This is a genomic window from Oceanococcus sp. HetDA_MAG_MS8 (genome assembly GCA_019192445.1).
Classification (GTDB): domain Bacteria; phylum Pseudomonadota; class Gammaproteobacteria; order Nevskiales; family Oceanococcaceae; genus MS8.
Genome location: JAHCMK010000004.1, coordinates 191627 through 209643 on the forward strand (window position 1 = coordinate 191627; position 18017 = coordinate 209643).

The following is an 18017-nucleotide window of genomic DNA, read 5'->3' on the forward strand; positions in this document are numbered from 1 at the left end:
ACATTAACTCGGCTGTGGCAGGCCGTGGGTTGCGGCTATCTGCCGTACTCATCTATACGGATTGACGAGCCGCGGAATTGCAATTGCATGTGTCGGGAACCCGTCCTGCGAAGCCTCTGCTGTTGCCGAGGGCGATTTCCCAACAAGCAGCCAAACCGTGAGTAAAACCCGTAGCGCCCGCCGCCCCGCAGCGACCAACCCGAACCTGCAGCAAGCCATTCAGCTGTACAGTCAGGGGCAATTCGCAGCCTGCCTGAATCAGATACAGACCGTTCTGGGCAGCAACCCCGAGAATGGGCAGGCTTGGCATATTGCCGCAGCAGCGGCCTTTGCCATGCAGCATCATCAAGATGCCGAACTGCTCTGGCGCACTGCCATAGAGAAAGCACCGCGCCTGATAGAAGCGCATTACAACTTAGGGGTATTGCTGTATCAAACGCAGCGCCGCGAAGAAGCGGCTGCCGCCTGGGAGAAAACCCTAAAGCTGGCGCCAAAACACACCGGTGCTCTCAATAATTTGGGGGCGCTCATGCAGGAAGCCGGGCGCTATACCGAGGCGGAAAAGGCCTTTAGACGTGCGCTCGCTGCGGATGCCCGGAACGCCCAGAGCATGAACAACCTTGCAGTGTTGCTGCTGGAACGGCAGAACAACAGCGAGGCCGAAAGCTTGTTAGCTAGGGCCGTGGCCTTGGCCCCCAAAGACCCCGACCTTTTAAATAATTTGGGACGCTGCTTGGCGCGGCGCCGCGCCGACGACGAAGCTGAAGCTCATTACCGGCGTGCTCTGGATATAGACCCTGAGCATGCCGACAGTCGCTGGGGCTTGGGCCTGCTGCGACTGGCGCAGGGCGATTTTGCCGAAGGCTGGCCACTGTATGAGGCCCGCTACCATGCCAACAAAACACGGCGAAACGTCATCCCGCCCAGTCTCCCTTTTCCCCAATGGCAAGGCGAAGACTTGCGGGGGAAACGGCTGCTGGTCATGGGTGAGCAGGGCTTTGGCGACCAAATTCAATTCGCCCGTTACCTCACCCAAATCAAGCAATCTGGAGCCAGCTATGTTGGCTTGGCCACCCGCCAGGCCCTGCTCCCTTTATTACGCACGGTAGAGGGCGTAGATCAACTCTATGCCCTGGAGTCCACGACGGACTATGGCAGCTACGACGCCTGGGCTTTTTGTATGAGCCTTCCGCTGCACTGCCAAACCCGCCTCAGCAACATTCCCGCCACACAGCCATACCTGCGCAGCTTGCCCGAACGCCGTTCTCTGTGGGAGCCGCGCCTGCCCTCAGCCGGATTACGCATTGGACTAGTCTGGGCTGGCAACCCTCAGCACGAGAACGACGCAAACCGTAGCTTGCCGGCCGCCGCATTAGTCGGCGCGTTGCGCCGAGCCTGCCCTCAAGCCCAGCTGATCAGCCTGCAAGCTGGTGTCAGCGCCGACCCTTCCCTGGCGCTGGATGAAGACTTTGGCCCGCTCATTGCGGATTTTGCTGACACGGCCGCCATCGTCGACCAGTTGGATCTGGTCGTTTGTGTGGATACTGCGATCGCCCACCTTTGCGGCGCTCTAGGTCGACCCTGCTTTGTGCTTTTACCCTACCTAGAAACCGACTGGCGCTGGCTGCGCGACGGCACAACAAACCCTTGGTATCCGCAGGCCATGCGGATCCTTAGACAAGACAAGGCTCAGCAATGGGAGGGTGTGCTCCGCGAATTGGAGCAGGCGCTGGTTACTTTCCAGCCGGAGCAGCGCTCAGAGCCATCGTATGAACCCAGCTCTGCGGTAAATCCCGATGCCGAAGCCCTGTTGCAGGCCGCCGTGAATCTCATCCCTGCTGGTGCACGTGTTTGCGCCTTGGACTCCCTTGCAACAGCGCTGGAACGACAGCTGCCTTGGGGCGCCCAGCTGCAAGGCACTGATGCCCCCCAGACTGCAGATATGGCCTGCTTACTCAGTGGCCTGCCAAACCAGCCTGAATCTTTAGCGCAGCTGAAGACCTTCGCCGAGCTAAAAGTCCCCTTGTTGTTCAGTCCCGGCCCCGAAGCCAGTCAACTCATGGCCAGCGAACGCGAGGCACTGCAGCAACTGGGGTATGACACCAAGCCAACAGCTACGACACAGCCTTCGGAGGCCAAAGAGCCCTGTTTACTCAAGCTGTACCCCAAAAGCACCTCATTACCTAGAGTCAAGAAAGTTCACGTACTCAGCTTTTTTAACGTGGGCAACTTCGGTGACCGGCTCGGCTTTCATCTTCTCTCCGAGATGTTACCGGGGCATGTGCAGGTCAGTTGGGGAAGCCTACGCCCGCTGCAAGCTCCGCCCCCCGACTGTGATCTCCTCATTTTAGGTATTGGTAACTCTTTATTCGGAGACCTGCTCAGCGATGAACTGCTAGAGATCACCCAGCGGGTCCCCACCATCGGCATCTTTGGCACGCAGTATCGAGACTCCTGGCCAGCCACACGACTACAAGCATTAATTGGCAATCTCGAGCATTGGTACGCCCGCTACGAGGAAGACCTCTTGCTTTATGGGCGTGGTCACAGCCATGTCAGCCACCTGGGAGACTGGCTCATCAGAGCATTTCCTCTGCGTCAGGCCGAGCGCAAAGAGCAGCTCGTCATCGATCAAAAGCACTGTGCCGAACCCGCCATGGACCGGCTAATACAACACATTCAGTCCTACCAACAGGTGCACTCTACACGCCTGCACCCCCTACTCTGCGCGCTCACCAGCGCACAACGCGTGAGCTATAGCGAACAACACGAGTCCTCGGAGACACCGGCGGCCTCAGGCAAGTTTCGCTCAATGCTGATGGATGTGTTTGGCCGCCACTATCCCGAGAACACACTCTTTACAGTCGACCGAGATGCGGTCCTGGCCTACAGACAACAGGTGCAGCAGCGCTGCTCGGAGCTGCAAGAACACCTCCATCATCTATTGCGTGCAGGCGCATGAGTGCGGCTCAGACGGGCGATTGAATGTAGCGCGCCTGCGCTTTTCCTTGTTGTCCTCTGTAAGGCGCGCACCCGGTACCGCAAACGCGAAGAGTCAGCCCATGCTGATTGCCAATTGAGGTTTGCGGATAACGATCGGCCCCATCATTTCTACCCAGCCGCGCAGGTTTCTAGCCGGGCTTGGGTATATGGTGGAACCACTGCTCTACAGGACCAGCCAGATGCCCACCTACGACCGCCGCAGTTTTTTGCAGCTGAGTGGCCAAGGCCTAGGGCTCAGCGCCTTTGCCACGCTGTTGCCGAGCTGTGGAGGCGACGACAGTTCGGGTTCTGAGGCCCCAGCGCCCTCGCCAACCCCCACACCTGACCCCGGCCCACAGGCTGTTCTGCCAGCTCCTGCCCCTGAGGTGCTCATGCTCAAGCGCACCAGCTTTGGCCCCAGTAAGGCGAGCCATGCTGAGATCCAGGCCTTAGGAATACCGGGCTACCTGGAACAACAGCTCAATCCGCAGAGTATCGACACGACAGCACTCGAAAACACGGTTGCGCAGCGCTACCCGCGTACCCTACAAAGCATTCCAGTACAGCGCGCCGGCTTTCCGGATAACCAGCAGAGCACCATTGAGCAGTTATTGCAGGCGAGGCTGCTGCGCGCATTTACCTCCCCCGCCCAACTCTTAGAGACGATGGTGGAGTTCTGGCTAGACCATTTCAATGTAGACCTACGCAATGGGGTCGCATCGATTTTTCATGGCAGCTGGGAGCGCGACACCATACGCGCCCACACATTCGGCGCATTTCGAGACTTGCTGGGAGCAACAGCGCGGGCCCCTGCCATGCTCTACTACCTGGACAATTTCCTCAACGTAGCCTCCAGCCCCCAAGAAAACTACGCCCGCGAGCTGCTGGAGCTGCATACCTTAGGCGTGGATGGGGGCTACACCGAAACCGACATTAAAGAGGTAGCCCGCTGCTTCACAGGCTGGACACTAGATCGCGAAACTGGCCAATTTCGCTACCTGCCGGCCATCCATGACAATGGCAGTAAAGTCGTTCTAGGGCAGTTTATTCCCGCCGGCGGTGGCCAGAGCGACGTGGAAACTGTGCTCGACATCTTGGCCACGCATCCAGCCACAGCACGCCATCTGGCCACCAAATTGTGCCGGCGCTACATTGGTGACACGCCGCCAATTGCAGCCATTGACGCCGTGGAGCAAAGCTTTGTCGCAACCAAGGGCGATATGCGGTCCTGCCTACGGACGCTGCTGCAATCCGCAGAGTTTGCTGGCTCAGCTGACCAAAAGTTCGCCAGGCCCATGGAGTTTTTGGGCCAGATGTGGCGCGCCATGCCTCCTGCGAGCGGCTTTCCTCAAGGCAACGATGCCCGGATTCTGCTCGCGCTCTTAGACCAACTCGGTCAGGCTCCGTACTTCTGGCCCGCCCCGAACGGTTACCCAGATATCGCCAGCTATTGGGCCAGTACTAGCGGTCTGCTAAACCGCTGGCGGCAGTCTTTACTGCCAAATGTTCCGCAGTTCTCGAATCTTGTGGATGTGCAAGCCTTGCTGGGGGAGGCCCGCACCCAAGAAGACATGGTCATTCACCTGGAGGCTGGTCTGCTGTTTCGGTCTCTGAGTGACACCGACCGCGAGCTGGTGCTGAGCTATCTCCAAGAGCAAACCGGCTTTGCCTCCACTACCGAACTGCCAGCCTCGGCCATCTCCACGGTGGGCGGACTCACCGCCAGCCTGTTGATGAGCTCCGTGTACTTCCAACTGCGCTGAGGGAGGACCCCATGTCCCTAACCCGCCACCATCTGCTGCACGGACGCTGGAAGTCGGATTCCGACCAAGCACCCGTACTGATCTGCATCTTCCAGCGCGGAGCTGCCGATGCTTTGAACAGCCTGGTTCCGTACCAGGATGACGATTACTATCACGCGCGCCCCACGCTCGCCCTGCCAGCGCCGCAGGGCAGCAGCCAGACCCTGGATGTGGACGGCTTTTTTGCCCTGCCCCAAGCCAGCGCCGGACTCAAAACCCTCTACGATCAGGGGCATTTGGCCTTAATCCCGGCCTGCGGACTACCGCATGGAAGTCGCTCGCACTTCGACGCGCAAACCCTGGTGGAGTCCGGGGTTACTGACAAGACCCAGGTGGACCTGGGATGGTTAGGCCGCTACCTCCAAGCCACCGCTTCGCCGCACGACGCCCTGTTTCGCGCGACGGCCATCTCGGGTAGTGTGCCCCGCGCCCTACTGGGCGCACCGGACCCGCTGGCCGTGTCCAGCCTGGGCGACTTTGGCCTGGGCGAGTTAGGCGGCAGCCCCTACCAGGACCTATTGTCTGAGCTTTACGGCAGCAACACACCCTATAACCAGGAGGCGCAATCGGCACTCGGGGCCATGGATGTCCTAGCCATGGCTCAACCTGAACAATTCTTGCCAGACAATGGCGCCGACTATCCCGCAGGAGAGCTCGGCGGCAAGTTGCTGCAGGCTGCACAAATCATCAAGGCCAATATGGGAGCTGAAATCCTCTGCCTGGATGTCGGTGGCTGGGATCACCACGAAAACCAGGCCAACTTTTTGCCAGGCTCACTGCAAGGACTGGCGGACAGCCTGCTGGCCCTGCATACCGACCTGGGAACACGGATGCAGCGAGTTACTGTTCTGGTGATGACCGAGTTCGGCCGACGCGTAGCCGAGAACGGCTCGCGGGGGACTGACCACGGCAGCGCAGGACTGGTGTACGCCCTCGGCGCCGGCGTTCAGGGCGGCCAGATTCATGGGCGCTGGCCTGGGCTATCAGCCGCGAATTTACAAGATGGAGAAGACCTTGCCATCACCACCGACCTACGCAGCCTGCTCGTCCAAACTCTTTCACGACGACTGGGTTTCGCGAATGCCCTCAGCCTCTTTCCAGGGTTTACGGAGCCCGCCCAGCCGCCGCAGGTCATAGCGCCTAGCTGAAGAAGCCCCGAGCTCGGCCGCTTGGCTTTGAAGCCTATTCTTCCTCGCAACACAGCTTTACATAGGACGCTTTAAATAGAGGCGCGTTAAGGCTGCTGACGACAAGCCCAGCCTAGGACCCGCTGAGCAAAAACCATGTTGCAAATGAAAATCGTTCTTGTATGCTCTTGCATCTAGAGTGTGATGAAGCCCGTACAAACGAGTTGATGTCGCCTCTGTTTTGCAAATCAAAGCGCAAGGAGCAGCTCTTAATGCATAGACAGTTTTTGTTTGCCGCACTCACGGTAAGCGTGTTGGGATTGACCGCCTGTGATGGTGATGACGGCGCAGTAGGAGCTCAGGGCCCGGTCGGACCAGCAGGCCCTGCGGGCGCTGATGGCACAGCAGCATCCGCTGCGGATGTCACAGTCGCAGCGGACCGCGTGACCACATCGGCCAATGACTTACGTGGGCTGACCTATGCGCGGGTCGCCCCGCATGCCAACAAGCTATATGCCTCTGGTCATGTGGGTACCGCTGATGATTCCCGACAAGTCGTGGTTGCTCGCCTGTTCGCCGATGGCAGCCCTGACACCAGCTTCGGCGCGGATGGCTTCGTTGAGTTGGAAGCCACCGCCACCCAAGGCAGTGGTGACGAATTCTCTTACGGAGTTGCGGAGCTGCAAGGCGGTGACGTGGTTGTGGTCGCGCATGCCCTGGACGCCGATGGTGGACAGTCGGTTTATTTGTTCCGACTGAACTCTGATGGGGAGCAAGTTGCTGGATGGGGCGATGCTCAAGGCAAAGTCGAAGTTGTCTTTGGTTACCCCAATTCCGCTAACGGAGACTTCCCCGGCGCCCCAGCAACCCTCCCTGAAGACATCGCCTGGGACGTGCTAGTTGACCGCAGCACTACAACAGATCGTGTTGTGGTCTTTGGCCAAGGCTCGGCCAATGACGGAACCCGCACCGATCGCGATCGCTACGTGGCCAGAGTCAACATTACCGCCACCGGCGCTGAAGCAGACCCCAGCTTCAACAATGGGAACGCCTTCTCGTACAACGCCACCGGAGTCCTCAACGACAGTGAGCGGCGTGGCCTGGTGGAAGCAGACGGCAAGATCATGTCCTCTGGATATACCGATTTAGGCGGCAGCCTGGATAATCACATCTTCCAGATTCGTCTGAATGCAGACGGCAGCATTGACGAAACCTTTGGCGGCTTCAGCGATGAGGCGTCGATCCCTGCCCAGCCCGGCGTTGCCGTGTTCAACCCCTTCAAAGTCGACGGTGGCTATGCCGAAACCTATGGTGCCGTCTTCCAGCCCAGCACCGCCGCCTACGTGATTGTGGGCTACTGCGAAGCCACCTCACGAGACGCCACCGAGTCCACCTTGGGATACGAGGTATCGGTCGCTCAGGACATGTGCGCCTTCCGCGTCTCTAGCGGCACGGCGGCCAGTATCGATATGAGCTTTGGCGATATGGGCACGGTCATTGTGCAATCTGAAAACCAGGGCTTCCCGACCAGCGAAGACCGTGGACGGCACATGGTCATGCTGCCGGATAATCGGGTCTTGATTGCCGGCCGTTACGGCGGCATCCCAGCTGCCTTTGTGCTCACCCCCGATGGCGTGCTCGATACCCGCGTTGATGGTGACGGCATTATCGAACTTGGAGGCTCCAGCGTGAACAGTCAGTTCTTCGGAATTGCTCTGTCTCCTGATGGTCGACGCGTCGCGCTGTCGACCAATACCAGCGATGCTGGAGCGCGCGTCGTCGTACTCAAAATCGGCCTAGATTCCTGATCGTCTTGGCCAGATACAGTGGTGCAACCATGGGTTGCACCACTGTTTTATCTCTGCCGCCTAAAATGCGGCTCAGCTTATTGATTTCTGCACGCAATCACAGCTGAATCCACACCGCCTGCATCCTTAGAACTCTTCCGTGGAGTCCCCCATGTCCTACCAAACCCCACCGTCGCTGGAAGCTTGTCCTGCGCTGCGTACCACAATCTATGCGGCGCTCCTCACTTTGACTGTGGCCTGCGGTGGTGGCGGTGGAGGCTCTTCGGCGGCAGACCCAGACCCCACAGCTGCACCGACACCCACGACCTCACCCACGCCTGCCCCGGGCGACGGTGGCGAGCAGCCCGTAGAAGGCGATGCTGCCCGTCGGGCCGTGCTCAGCGACATCGGTAGCAACATTGTGTTGCCAGCACTGCGCGACTTCGAACAGCAGGCGCTCGCTTTGCAAACTGCTGTTGCGGGCCTTGCCGCCAGCCCCGGTGACGCAACTGCCATAGCAAGTGCACGTGCTGCCTGGGTAGCGGCTATGGCGAGTTGGCAGCGCAATGAGGTCTACCAGGTCGGCCCTGCGGGGCGCTCCAGCAACCCCGATGCTGTGGCTGGCGGTCAGGACTTCCGCGACCTCATATATTCCTGGCCCTTCACCTTGGATCGTTGCGGCATTGAAGGCGCTGCCCTGAATGGCAGTGCTGTCACCGCGGCAACCCCCGTCAATCAGGTCGGTTTAGGGGCACTGGAGTACTTGCTGTACACCAATGGCCCCGACGCGGATTGCCCAGATGCGCCAACCACCGCGCAGCGGGCAGCGCATGCTGCGCGCCTTGCCGATCGTTTGGTGGTTCTAGCGAGCGCCCTGCGCCAGCGTTGGGAGCCAGATGATGGCAATTTCCTGGCTCAGTGGAGCCGTGCCGGCCTGGATAGCGTCACCTACTCCGCCCCTCAAGACGCCCTGGATGCGCTGTCCATAGCCTTGTTCCACGTGGAGAAGGTGAGCAAAGATCGCAAAACCGCTTTGCCTACCGGGATCCCGGTATCCGGGCTGGAGTGTTCAGACCCAGTAGCGTGTCCGGAATTTCTGGAGTCGCCGCTGTCGCAAACCTCTGGCGCTCACTTGCTGGTGAATATGCGGGCCTTCCGCGACATCTTCACCGGCGTTGATGGATCTATGGGGATCAACGACCTGCTCATTGGTGTTGGACGCCAAGACCTTGCCGATGACCTCATCACCGAACTCGACCTTGCCATCGATGCCATGGAAGCTATTGAGGCTGGAGCGGGTTTTGATGCCGCGGTCGCTGCGATTGATGACTCTACCGAGTGTGTCAACGCCTCGTCGAATGCTACAGGTTTGGCGCCCTGTGCCTTCCATGGACTGATCAAAAACGCCATGGATATCTTCCGTGCACCCATCGTATCGGCGCTTGGCCTGGCCATCCCCCAAGCCGCTGCTGGTGACAACGACTAGTCTCAGACAGCCTCGTTACTGATGCCCACAGCCCAGACCTTGCCTCGCTTACAGGAGTGGCGTGCCCAGGCCTATGCCTGGCTGATGGCACCCCGCGATATCGCGGCGCTGGCGGTATTCCGTATGCTCATTGGCGGTCTAATGTGTGTGGGCGCGTTGCGCTTCATGCACAACGGCTGGATCGAGCGCATGTATGTGGAGCCCGATTTCCACTTCAAATTCTGGGGCTTTGAGTGGGTGGTAGTCCCCCCTGCGCCCGGGCTTTATGCCCTGTACTGGGGGATTGCAGCAACGGCATTCTTAGTGGCCATCGGAGCCTTTTACCGCGTCAGCATTGTGGCCTTTTGGTGTTTGTTCACCTACGCGGAGCTGATGGATGTCACCACCTACCTGAACCACTATTACTTCATCAGCCTGATTGCATTCATTCTGTGCTTCCTCTCCCCGCACAGAGCGTGGTCGGTAGATGCTTGGCGCAGGCCGGCGCTACGGTCGGATACTTTGCCGGCCTGGCAAAGCTACTGGCTACGTTTTCAGGTCGGGCTACTCTACTTCTATGCGGGATGGGCTAAGTTTGAAACCGACTGGCTGCTGCATGCCCAGCCTCTGAACCTGTGGCTACCACCGCTGAGCGGACTGCCTCTGCTTGGACCCTTCCTCGAATACACGGCTGTGCATTTCGCCTTCTCCTGGTTCGCCTTTGTATTCGACACCACCATCATCGCTTTCATGCTCATCCGACGCACGCGGCCCTGGGCTTTCCTAGTGATACTGGTGTTTCATTTTTTCACCCATTTGTTCTTCAACATTGGGCTATTTCCCTTCATCATGGTTTTCTCGGTGCTCATCTTCTTTGAGCCTAATTGGCCGCGAAGATGGCTGCGCCGCTTCCACAACCGCAAAGAAGCTACCTCCACTGCGGGGCATACACCCGCGGCTCTGATAGGGCGCAAGCCCTGGCCGCTGAGGCATACGCTGGCCGCCTGGGGCATTGCCAGCTTCTGTCTCTTCCAGTTCGTGATGCCGCTACGGCATTGGCTCTATCCCGGAACCGTTCTTTGGCATGAGCAGGGTATGCGTTTCTCCTGGCGGGTGATGCTGCGCGAAAAATCAGGAACGCTGCAGTACCGCGTGGTACACGGGCCCGAGCGCAAGACTGTTTTGATCTCCCCAAACAGCTACCTCACCGAAGACCAGTATCGGGAAATGGCCGGTCAGCCCGATATGATCCTGCAACTGGCACACCACATCCGCGATGAGTTTCTCAGCAAAGGGCTGGGGCCGGTTGAGGTGTACGCAGACTCTAAAGTCTCGCTCAATGGGCGCAAAGCGCACCCCATGATTCGGCCTGGTGCCAACCTCGCCGAGGTGCAGAACACTCTCGCCATTGCGGATTGGATTACCCCAGCTCCTAGTGAAGCCCCTCCCTTGCAAAAACCCTTGAGGTTGATGGTTCAACGATGATCAAAACTGTGCTTGGCCTCGCCTTGTGTTTGGCGACGCTCGCAATGACTCCCACACAGGCTCTTGCTCAGGACGAGGCCGATGAGGCCGCCACTGCAGACACCGCGGATGCAGAACCGGGCTCCCTCAAATCCATGATCGTCTACGGCATCTTCGACGATCCAAACCGGGTGACTGGCTCCGCTCATCGACTGACCGAAGATCAACTAGAAGCCTTCAGGCACACCGACATTAATCGCATCCTGAACTTCGTTCCCGGTGTGTATACCCGGGAAGAAGACGGTTTTGGCTTACGTCCCAACATTGGCTTACGCGGCGCCAGTGCCGAGAGAAGCGTGAAAGTCATGCTGATGGAAGATGGGGTTCCACTTGCGCCAGCGCCGTATTCCGCGCCTGCAGCCTACTTCTTCCCCATTAATGCACGGATTGCCGGAGTTGAAGTCTTTAAGGGCCCCGCATCCATCCAGTACGGACCACAAACGGTGGGCGGCGCCATCAACCTGCTATCCACCCCCATTCCCAACGACACTGAGTTTATGGCGGAACTGGGCCTGGGCGATTTCGGCTTCCAGCAGCTCCATACGCGCGGCGGTACCCGAACCGATGACTGGGGCTTTTTCGGCGAATTTGTCCATATGGGTAGCGATGGTTTCAAAGATTTGGATGGCGGCGGCAACACCGGCTTTGACAAGAACGAGCTCATGCTTAAAGCCGGCCGCTCTTTGGGCCCCGGCGAGATCGAGTTTCGACTCTCTTACGCTGATGAAGTGTCGAACGAAACCTACCTAGGGCTCACAGAAAGCGACCTCCGGGCCCAACCCTTCCGACGCTACGCCGCCAGCGCCTTAGATCGAATGGAGTGGACTTGGCTCAGCGGCCGCGTGGACTACACCCAGACCCTATGGGGCGGGCGCATTGCCTTGACCGCCTATGCGCAAGAATTGGAACGCGCTTGGTTGAAGTTCAATAATTTCCGTGGGGCCAATATCGGCGATGTGCTCAACAATCCCGAGGGCCCCATCAATCAACTCTTCGTGGGCATCCTGAATGGAAACAATACGGATGGCGTGAGTGGCTCACCCGATGACATCCTCATCGGCACGAATGATCGCCTGATTAATCAATCGGGCCTTCAGGGGCGCTTCGAATTGACATTTGGCAACGCCATTGCGCATTCCCTGGAGCTGGGAGCCCGGCTGCATACCGATCGTATCCGTCGCCTGCATGACGAGTTTGCCTATGAACAGGACCAGGGCGAACTCGTAATCAATGACCAAGCTCGATCAATCACAACCGACAACACCGGTTGGACGCGTGCACTCTCGATATGGGCACAGGATGAAATGTCGATTGGACGCTGGCTCATTGTTCCTGGTTTACGCATTGAAGCCATCCAAAACAGCTTCAACAATCGCCTGGTACCCGCCAAGCAAGAGAATGATTATTTAGAGCTGCTACCAGGTATTGGCGTGATCTATGCTGCAAGCGCGCAGCTGGACCTCATCGCCGGGGTGCATCGCGGATTCTCTCCAGCGCTTCCGTCACTCACGGAAGATTTGGAACCTGAGGAATCCCTGAACTTTGAATTGGGGAGCCGCTGGCAAAGCCCCTTAGGCTTTGTGGAGCTGATGGCCTTCTACAATGACTACAGCAACCTCACTGCCGTATGTACCGTTTCCGCAGGATGCGCGCCGGGCGACCTTGACACCCAGACCAGCGCCGGTCAGGTTGTCACTCAGGGCCTGGAACTAGGCTGGAATCATAGCTTTGCAGCGACAAAGGAGTATTCCATCCCGGTCAGCATTAACTACACCTATACCGACGCTGAGTTTGGGGAAGACTTCTCCTCTACCAATCCCCAATATGGTGATGTTGAGGAAGGCTTTGAGCTGCCGTACTTACCTCCGCACCGAGGCAACGCGACTGTGGGTCTGGCCTCACAACAATGGGATCTCAATCTCTCCATCACCTACATCGACCGCATGCGCGATGTGGCAGGGGCTGGTCCCTTTGCCGCCAATGAAGGCTCGGATGAAACCACGGTGATCGATCTGGCTGGACGCTACCGGCACGGCAAACACTGGACTCTCACCGCCAGAATCGACAACCTTGCCGACGAGGTTTACGTAGTATCGCGGCGGCCGTTTGGGGCTAGACCTGGGCTTCCCAGGAGTGCCCGGCTGCTATTGCGCTACGACTATTAGGCGAGCCTGACTGCATCACCGCAACATCGGTAGCGCACGCGGCGATAGCGGCTGGCTGAAAGGCACAGAGTTCCTCACAACGTTAAGGAACTGCGCACGCAAGCTCTACTATGAGCTAGCGTGTGCGCTTTATCGCTGAGCTCAGTCCATGCAGGCATTTCGCTACTACGATTTCCTGGTCGCCGGCATGGTGGCGGTACTGCTGTGTTCCAACCTGATTGGCCCGGCCAAAGTATGTACGGTAGAGCTGCCCTGGCTTGGCAGCCTGAGCTTCGGTGCTGGCAACTTATTCTTCCCCATCAGCTACATCTTTGCCGACGTGCTCACGGAGGTGTATGGCTACGCGCGAGCGCGCCGGGCGATTTGGGCCGGATTCGGCGCCTTGGTTTTTGCCTCGGCGATGGCGGCCATTGTGGTGCAGATGCCGGCCAGCGCCTACGAGCCCTACAACGCCACCCTGCAACCAGCCTTAGAGGTCGTCTTTGGCAGCACTTGGCGCATCGTGGCGGCTAGCATCTTGGCGTATTGGGTAGGCGACTTCATCAACTCCTATGTACTGGCCAAAATGAAGTTGTGGACACAGGGGAAATACCTCTGGAGCCGAACCATAGGCTCAACTATTGCTGGCCAAGGAGCCGATTCGCTCATTTTTTATCCACTTGCGTTCTACGGCGTATGGAGCAACGACGCTCTGGTCGCCGTGATTGCCTTCAATTTTGTGATGAAGCTCAGCGTGGAAGTGCTATTCACTCCCCTGACCTATCTGGTTGTCTACCGTCTCAAACGGGCTGAAGGTGTAGACGCTTACGATAGCCAGACTCACTTCACGCCCTTCTCCCTACGCGATGAGGGCGAACTCCAGCGCAGCCGCCAAGCTGAATGACGCTCGGCATGCTTACAATGCTGTTATGAGCGACGACCGTCCCAAAGGCCTTCCCCCCAAACCCTCTCCTCCGGAGAAGCCACTGCCTACGGACTGCTGCGGCAGTGGCTGTGACCCCTGCGTGCTCGATGTGTATGCAGATGCTGAGGAAAAATATAGAGAGGCTTTAAAGCATTGGGAAAAGCGTTTTGCTGCTGTACTCCCGCCACGCGACTAAAGCTCCCCCTGTAGGCGTCAGGATGCAGCGAAAGCTGAGGCCTTAGCCGCCACCGTAACCGCGGCGGCCACGACAGCGCATGCTGACCCTGGGGGTCGGACTCGCGTAAGATGCCGGCCCGCGACGCATTATTGCCAGACGTTTTGAAGAAACCTGTATTTGCTGTTGGACAACGTTGGGTTTCCAACGCCGAGCCCGCCCTGGGGTTGGGCCTGGTCATTGATGTTCAGCTGCGTGTGGTGCGCGTCCTGTATCCAGCTGTGGATGAGGAACGGGCCTACTCCGTACAAAGTGCCCCTCTGAGTCGCCTCGTACTCGAGGCTGGCGATACCGCCAAAAGTGCAGAGGGCTGGTCTGTTACCGTTGATGAAGTCCTGCATCAGGGTGGCTTTACCGTCTACGTAGGTCAGCGCAGTGACACCAAAGAGATCATCGAGCTTCCCGAGACTCGCCTCGCTCACGACTTAAGGCTGGACGCCCCAAGGGAGCGTTTTCGCACCTTTCAATTCGACGACAACCGCTGGTTTGAGCTGCGCTTTCAAGCGCTACGCAGCCAAGCCCAGCTGGAGAGCAATGACCTACGCGGCCTGCTCGGCCCACGCATTGCCGCAGTCCCGCACCAGCTCTACATCGCGCATGAAGTCGCACATCGCCACGCGCCCCGAGTCATGCTGGCCGATGAAGTTGGCCTCGGAAAAACCATTGAAGCAGGATTAATCCTGCACCATCAGTTCACCACCGAACGGGCGCAGCGGGCCCTGATCATCGTCCCTCCTGCTTTGCTGAGCCAATGGGTCTTGGAACTGCTTCGACGCTTCAATTTGGAGGCGGCGATCTTTGACGAAGAGCGCTGTCTACAAGCGCAGCAGTCCAGCTCGGATAACCCCTTCCTCACGGCGCAAATTGTGTTGTGCGACCTGGAATTTTTGCTGGCGCATCCTGAGCGTGCGGAGCAAATTACCGCCGTAGACTGGGATATCCTCGTCGTCGACGAAGCTCACCACCTGCGCTGGAGTGTGGACAGCGACGGCGTCAGCCCAGAATATCGTCTAGTCGAAAAGCTCGCCCGCACCATCCCCGGACTGCTGTTGCTCACAGCAACCCCAGAGCAGTTTGGCGGAAGTAGTCATTTCGCTCGACTGCGTTTGCTGGACCCCGATCGGTTTTCAGACCTGGAACACTTCGAAGCCGAGCAAGCCACGCTCAAACAAACCGCATCCGAAGTGGATGCACTGATGGCCCAGGGGCGGGACCAAGAGGTAGCAGAGCTGCTCGACCGTCATGGCACCGGGCGCGTTCTGTTCAGAAATAGCCGCGCCCACATTCAAGGCTTTGGCCAACGGCAGCTCAACACCTACGCTCTCACTAACCCCTACTCCTGCTCCAGTTTGCACCCCGAGCTCATCGAGCCCGAGGATTGGGAATGCTGTGACCCGCGGGTGAGTTGGCTGGCAGATTGGCTGCGTCAACAAGACCGTAAAGCCTTGGTGATCTGCGCCCATCAATCAACGGCTATGGCCCTCGCTACCGCTCTGCAAGACGATCATGGCTTAGGCTGCGCAGCCTTTCATGAAGGCATGGGCATGCTGGCGCGGGACCGCGCCGCCGCTGGCTTTGCCTCCGAAGACAAAGTCCGCGCTCTGATCTGTTCGGAAATTGGCAGCGAAGGCCGCAACTTCCAATTCGTCCAAGATCTGGTGCTCTTCGACCTACCCGATCAGCCCGATCTACTAGAGCAACGTATAGGGCGCTTGGATCGTATTGGTCAGCAGGGCGTGGTGCAAATCCATGTCCCCTTCCTAGAAGGCAGCCAGCAACACACGCTGCTGCGCTGGTACAAAGACGGCTTGGATGCCTTTGAGCATTTCGGCCAAGCCAACAGCGTACTGCGCACTCATTTCGATGCCGAGCTACAAGCTGCGCTGGCCAGCCCGGATCAAGCCCAGATTGAGGAGCTGATTCAGGCCACTCAGAACAAGCGCAGCGAGTTACTGCAGGAGCTAGAGCAAGGGCGTGACCGGCTGCTGGAACTCCACTCCTGCAAGGATGACATTGCTCAGAGCCTGGCCAATGGCCTCGTCGAGGCCGATAGAGATGCCGGCTTGCTGCGCTACCTGGAACAAGTCTGCGATGGCTTCGGTATCGATATCGACACCAAAGACGCTGGAAGCTACGTACTACGGCCGGCGCAAAATTATGAACAAGGCTTCAAGGACATCAGTAGTGATGGCACCGCCTTCACCCAAAACCGCGCCATGGCTTTGGCCAAAGAAGATCACCAGTTCTTAAGCTGGGAGCATCCTCTCATCACCGAATCATTCGACCGTGTGATGGGTAGCTCACGAGGTAACACGGCTCTGGGCGTGATTCGTGGAACCGAAGTCCCTCCGGGCACCTTGATGTTGGAATGCGTGTACCAGGTGCAGGTTTCCGCGCCGCGCGCCTTGCAAATTGGACGATACCTGCCTCCAAGAACGTTCCGCGTGGTGATCGACCACGAACTGGGTCAGCGACAAGCACAACTTCCCTTCGACCTGATTCGCGGCCATGTTCGGGGCCTCCGCTTAGATCGAGTGAAGTCCGCCTTGCAGCAAAAGCAGCAGGTTCTCGAAAACATGCTGAGCACCGCGGAGGACTTAGTCCAGGCCAAATTGCCGGAACTGATGGCTAGTGCGCACAACAAGGTCGACGAGGACTTGGTAAAGGAACTGGAGCGGTTGAAGTACCTGCAGTCCGTGAACCCCAACGTGCGACAGGTAGAAATTGATCACCTTGAGAGCAGCATTGATGAGGTACGTGCCGCTGTAGATCAAGCCAGTATTGGTTTGGCGGCGATACGCATACTCATTGCCAACTAGCCGCAGCTGCCACTCAGCGACAATCATGGCCCGCCTAGAGTGAGCACATGACCAGGCCAGCGTTATGAGCTCTGCATCTAGAAAGTTGGCGAAAACCAAACTGTAGCAACAAAGCTCTATCCGCCGCGTCCGCGTTTACTGCTGGGTGGAAGCTCGAGTCGCCACCTGCGAGGGGACACCCCAAACCATTGTTTAAATGCGCGGGTAAACACGCTCTGGTCTGCGTAACCCAAGAGGCTTGCAACGTCAGAAAGGCTGTACTGACCGCTCTCAAGATGTTCACAGGCGATCTCTTTACGCAACTCCGTCAGGAGTTCAGAAAACGACAAGTTATTCAGTGAAAGGTATCTTTGCAATGTCCGTTCAGTACAATTCATACTTTGCGCCAGGGACGCTAGGTTGGCGCGGTGAAGCGGCAGCAACTGCAATAAACGCTCACGCATTGCCTGAATCTGCTCCGCCTGAGGCCGCAGCCGCTTGAGCAAGGCAATCGCCTCACGTTCCAGCAAATCGGTCAGCGCTTCATCATGCCGCGGCAAGGGAGTTGCCAATAGCTCGATCGGAGCCGTCACCGCCGGCACGGAGCACTCGAAGTACACATTGGGTCCGAAGAACTCGGAGTAAGGCTCAATATCTGCCGGTGTTGCGCCGCAGAATTCGACGCGCAAGTCGTCGAGGGGGGCCCCGGTAATCATCCGTGCGCAACGAAATCCAGCTGCAATTCCAAATTCGTCCCATAACTGCCCCCCAACACCGTCTCGAAGTGGCCAGCTAAGTTTCACCTCCCTTCTACTCACCTCGACTTTTACCGGATTGTAGTCGGACGCCAAGCCATGAAAGCGCTCCACGCGCCCTAACGCTTCGATGACATTGCTGGACGAACGAACTAAATAGCCCAATAGGCCTAGATGTTGCCAGCCGTATCGTTTCGCAACAGCAACCCCAAAAGCAGCCTCCCCCGTGGTCGCCGCCCCGATGTCGAGCATAGCCTTCCATTCTTGAAATGAGGTACGCGCAAACCCCAGATCCCCGGCACTTGGCCAAGGCTTCGAAAAGAGTGTTTCCGGGTTAACCCCTAAAGCCTTCAGGTGCTCGTACAAAAGTCGAACGTAGATACTTGCGATCGTGCCCATGTGTCGTAATTTGCACAAACTTATTTTGAGGTGCAAAGAATGCCAGACCATCTTCATATTAGGCTCTCCCCCAG

At 58.1% G+C, this 18017-nt stretch carries 11 protein-coding genes; 10 read left to right on the forward strand and 1 reads right to left on the reverse strand.

The window, feature by feature from the left end:
- Positions 1-157: 157 nt before the first annotated feature.
- The 10 genes from KI787_09240 to rapA all read left to right on the forward strand — a co-directional run bounded on the left by KI787_09240 (position 158) and on the right by rapA (position 16810).
- Complete coding sequence (locus KI787_09240; protein MBV6630136.1) at positions 158-2962, forward strand: tetratricopeptide repeat protein; 2805 nt, start codon at positions 158-160, stop codon at positions 2960-2962.
- Between the two features lie 220 nt (positions 2963-3182).
- Positions 3183-4745 (forward strand): DUF1800 domain-containing protein, encoded by a 1563-nt coding sequence (locus tag KI787_09245; protein ID MBV6630137.1) that lies wholly within the window; start codon positions 3183-3185, stop codon positions 4743-4745.
- Between the two features lie 11 nt (positions 4746-4756).
- Complete coding sequence (locus KI787_09250) at positions 4757-5932, forward strand: DUF1501 domain-containing protein (GenBank protein ID MBV6630138.1); 1176 nt, start codon at positions 4757-4759, stop codon at positions 5930-5932.
- 251 nt (positions 5933-6183) lie between these two features.
- Positions 6184-7719, forward strand: coding sequence for a hypothetical protein (locus KI787_09255; GenBank protein ID MBV6630139.1), 1536 nt, complete (start codon positions 6184-6186; stop codon positions 7717-7719).
- Between the two features lie 151 nt (positions 7720-7870).
- Positions 7871-9184, forward strand: a complete 1314-nt coding sequence (locus KI787_09260; GenBank protein ID MBV6630140.1) for an imelysin family protein — start codon at positions 7871-7873, stop codon at positions 9182-9184.
- 21 nt (positions 9185-9205) lie between these two features.
- Positions 9206-10648 carry an HTTM domain-containing protein gene (locus KI787_09265; GenBank protein ID MBV6630141.1) on the forward strand — a complete coding sequence of 481 codons (1443 nt, stop codon included), beginning with the start codon at positions 9206-9208 and terminating at the stop codon, positions 10646-10648.
- A 44-nt stretch (positions 10649-10692) separates the two neighbouring features.
- Positions 10693-12852, forward strand: coding sequence for a TonB-dependent receptor (locus KI787_09270; GenBank protein MBV6630142.1), 2160 nt, complete (start codon positions 10693-10695; stop codon positions 12850-12852).
- Between the two features lie 148 nt (positions 12853-13000).
- Positions 13001-13735, forward strand: coding sequence for a queuosine precursor transporter (locus KI787_09275; GenBank protein ID MBV6630143.1), 735 nt, complete (start codon positions 13001-13003; stop codon positions 13733-13735).
- Positions 13736-13760: 25 nt separating this feature from the next.
- Positions 13761-13952 (forward strand): hypothetical protein, encoded by a 192-nt coding sequence (locus KI787_09280; GenBank protein MBV6630144.1) that lies wholly within the window; start codon positions 13761-13763, stop codon positions 13950-13952.
- A 110-nt stretch (positions 13953-14062) separates the two neighbouring features.
- Positions 14063-16810, forward strand: coding sequence for an RNA polymerase-associated protein RapA (rapA, locus tag KI787_09285; GenBank protein MBV6630145.1), 2748 nt, complete (start codon positions 14063-14065; stop codon positions 16808-16810).
- 116 nt (positions 16811-16926) lie between these two features.
- Here rapA and KI787_09290 read toward each other — a convergent pair whose 3' ends face one another.
- The gene (locus KI787_09290; protein ID MBV6630146.1) at positions 16927-18000 is read right to left on the reverse strand and encodes an AraC family transcriptional regulator ligand-binding domain-containing protein; all 1074 of its coding nucleotides are present in this window, start codon (positions 17998-18000) and stop codon (positions 16927-16929) included.
- Positions 18001-18017: the final 17 nt, after the last annotated feature.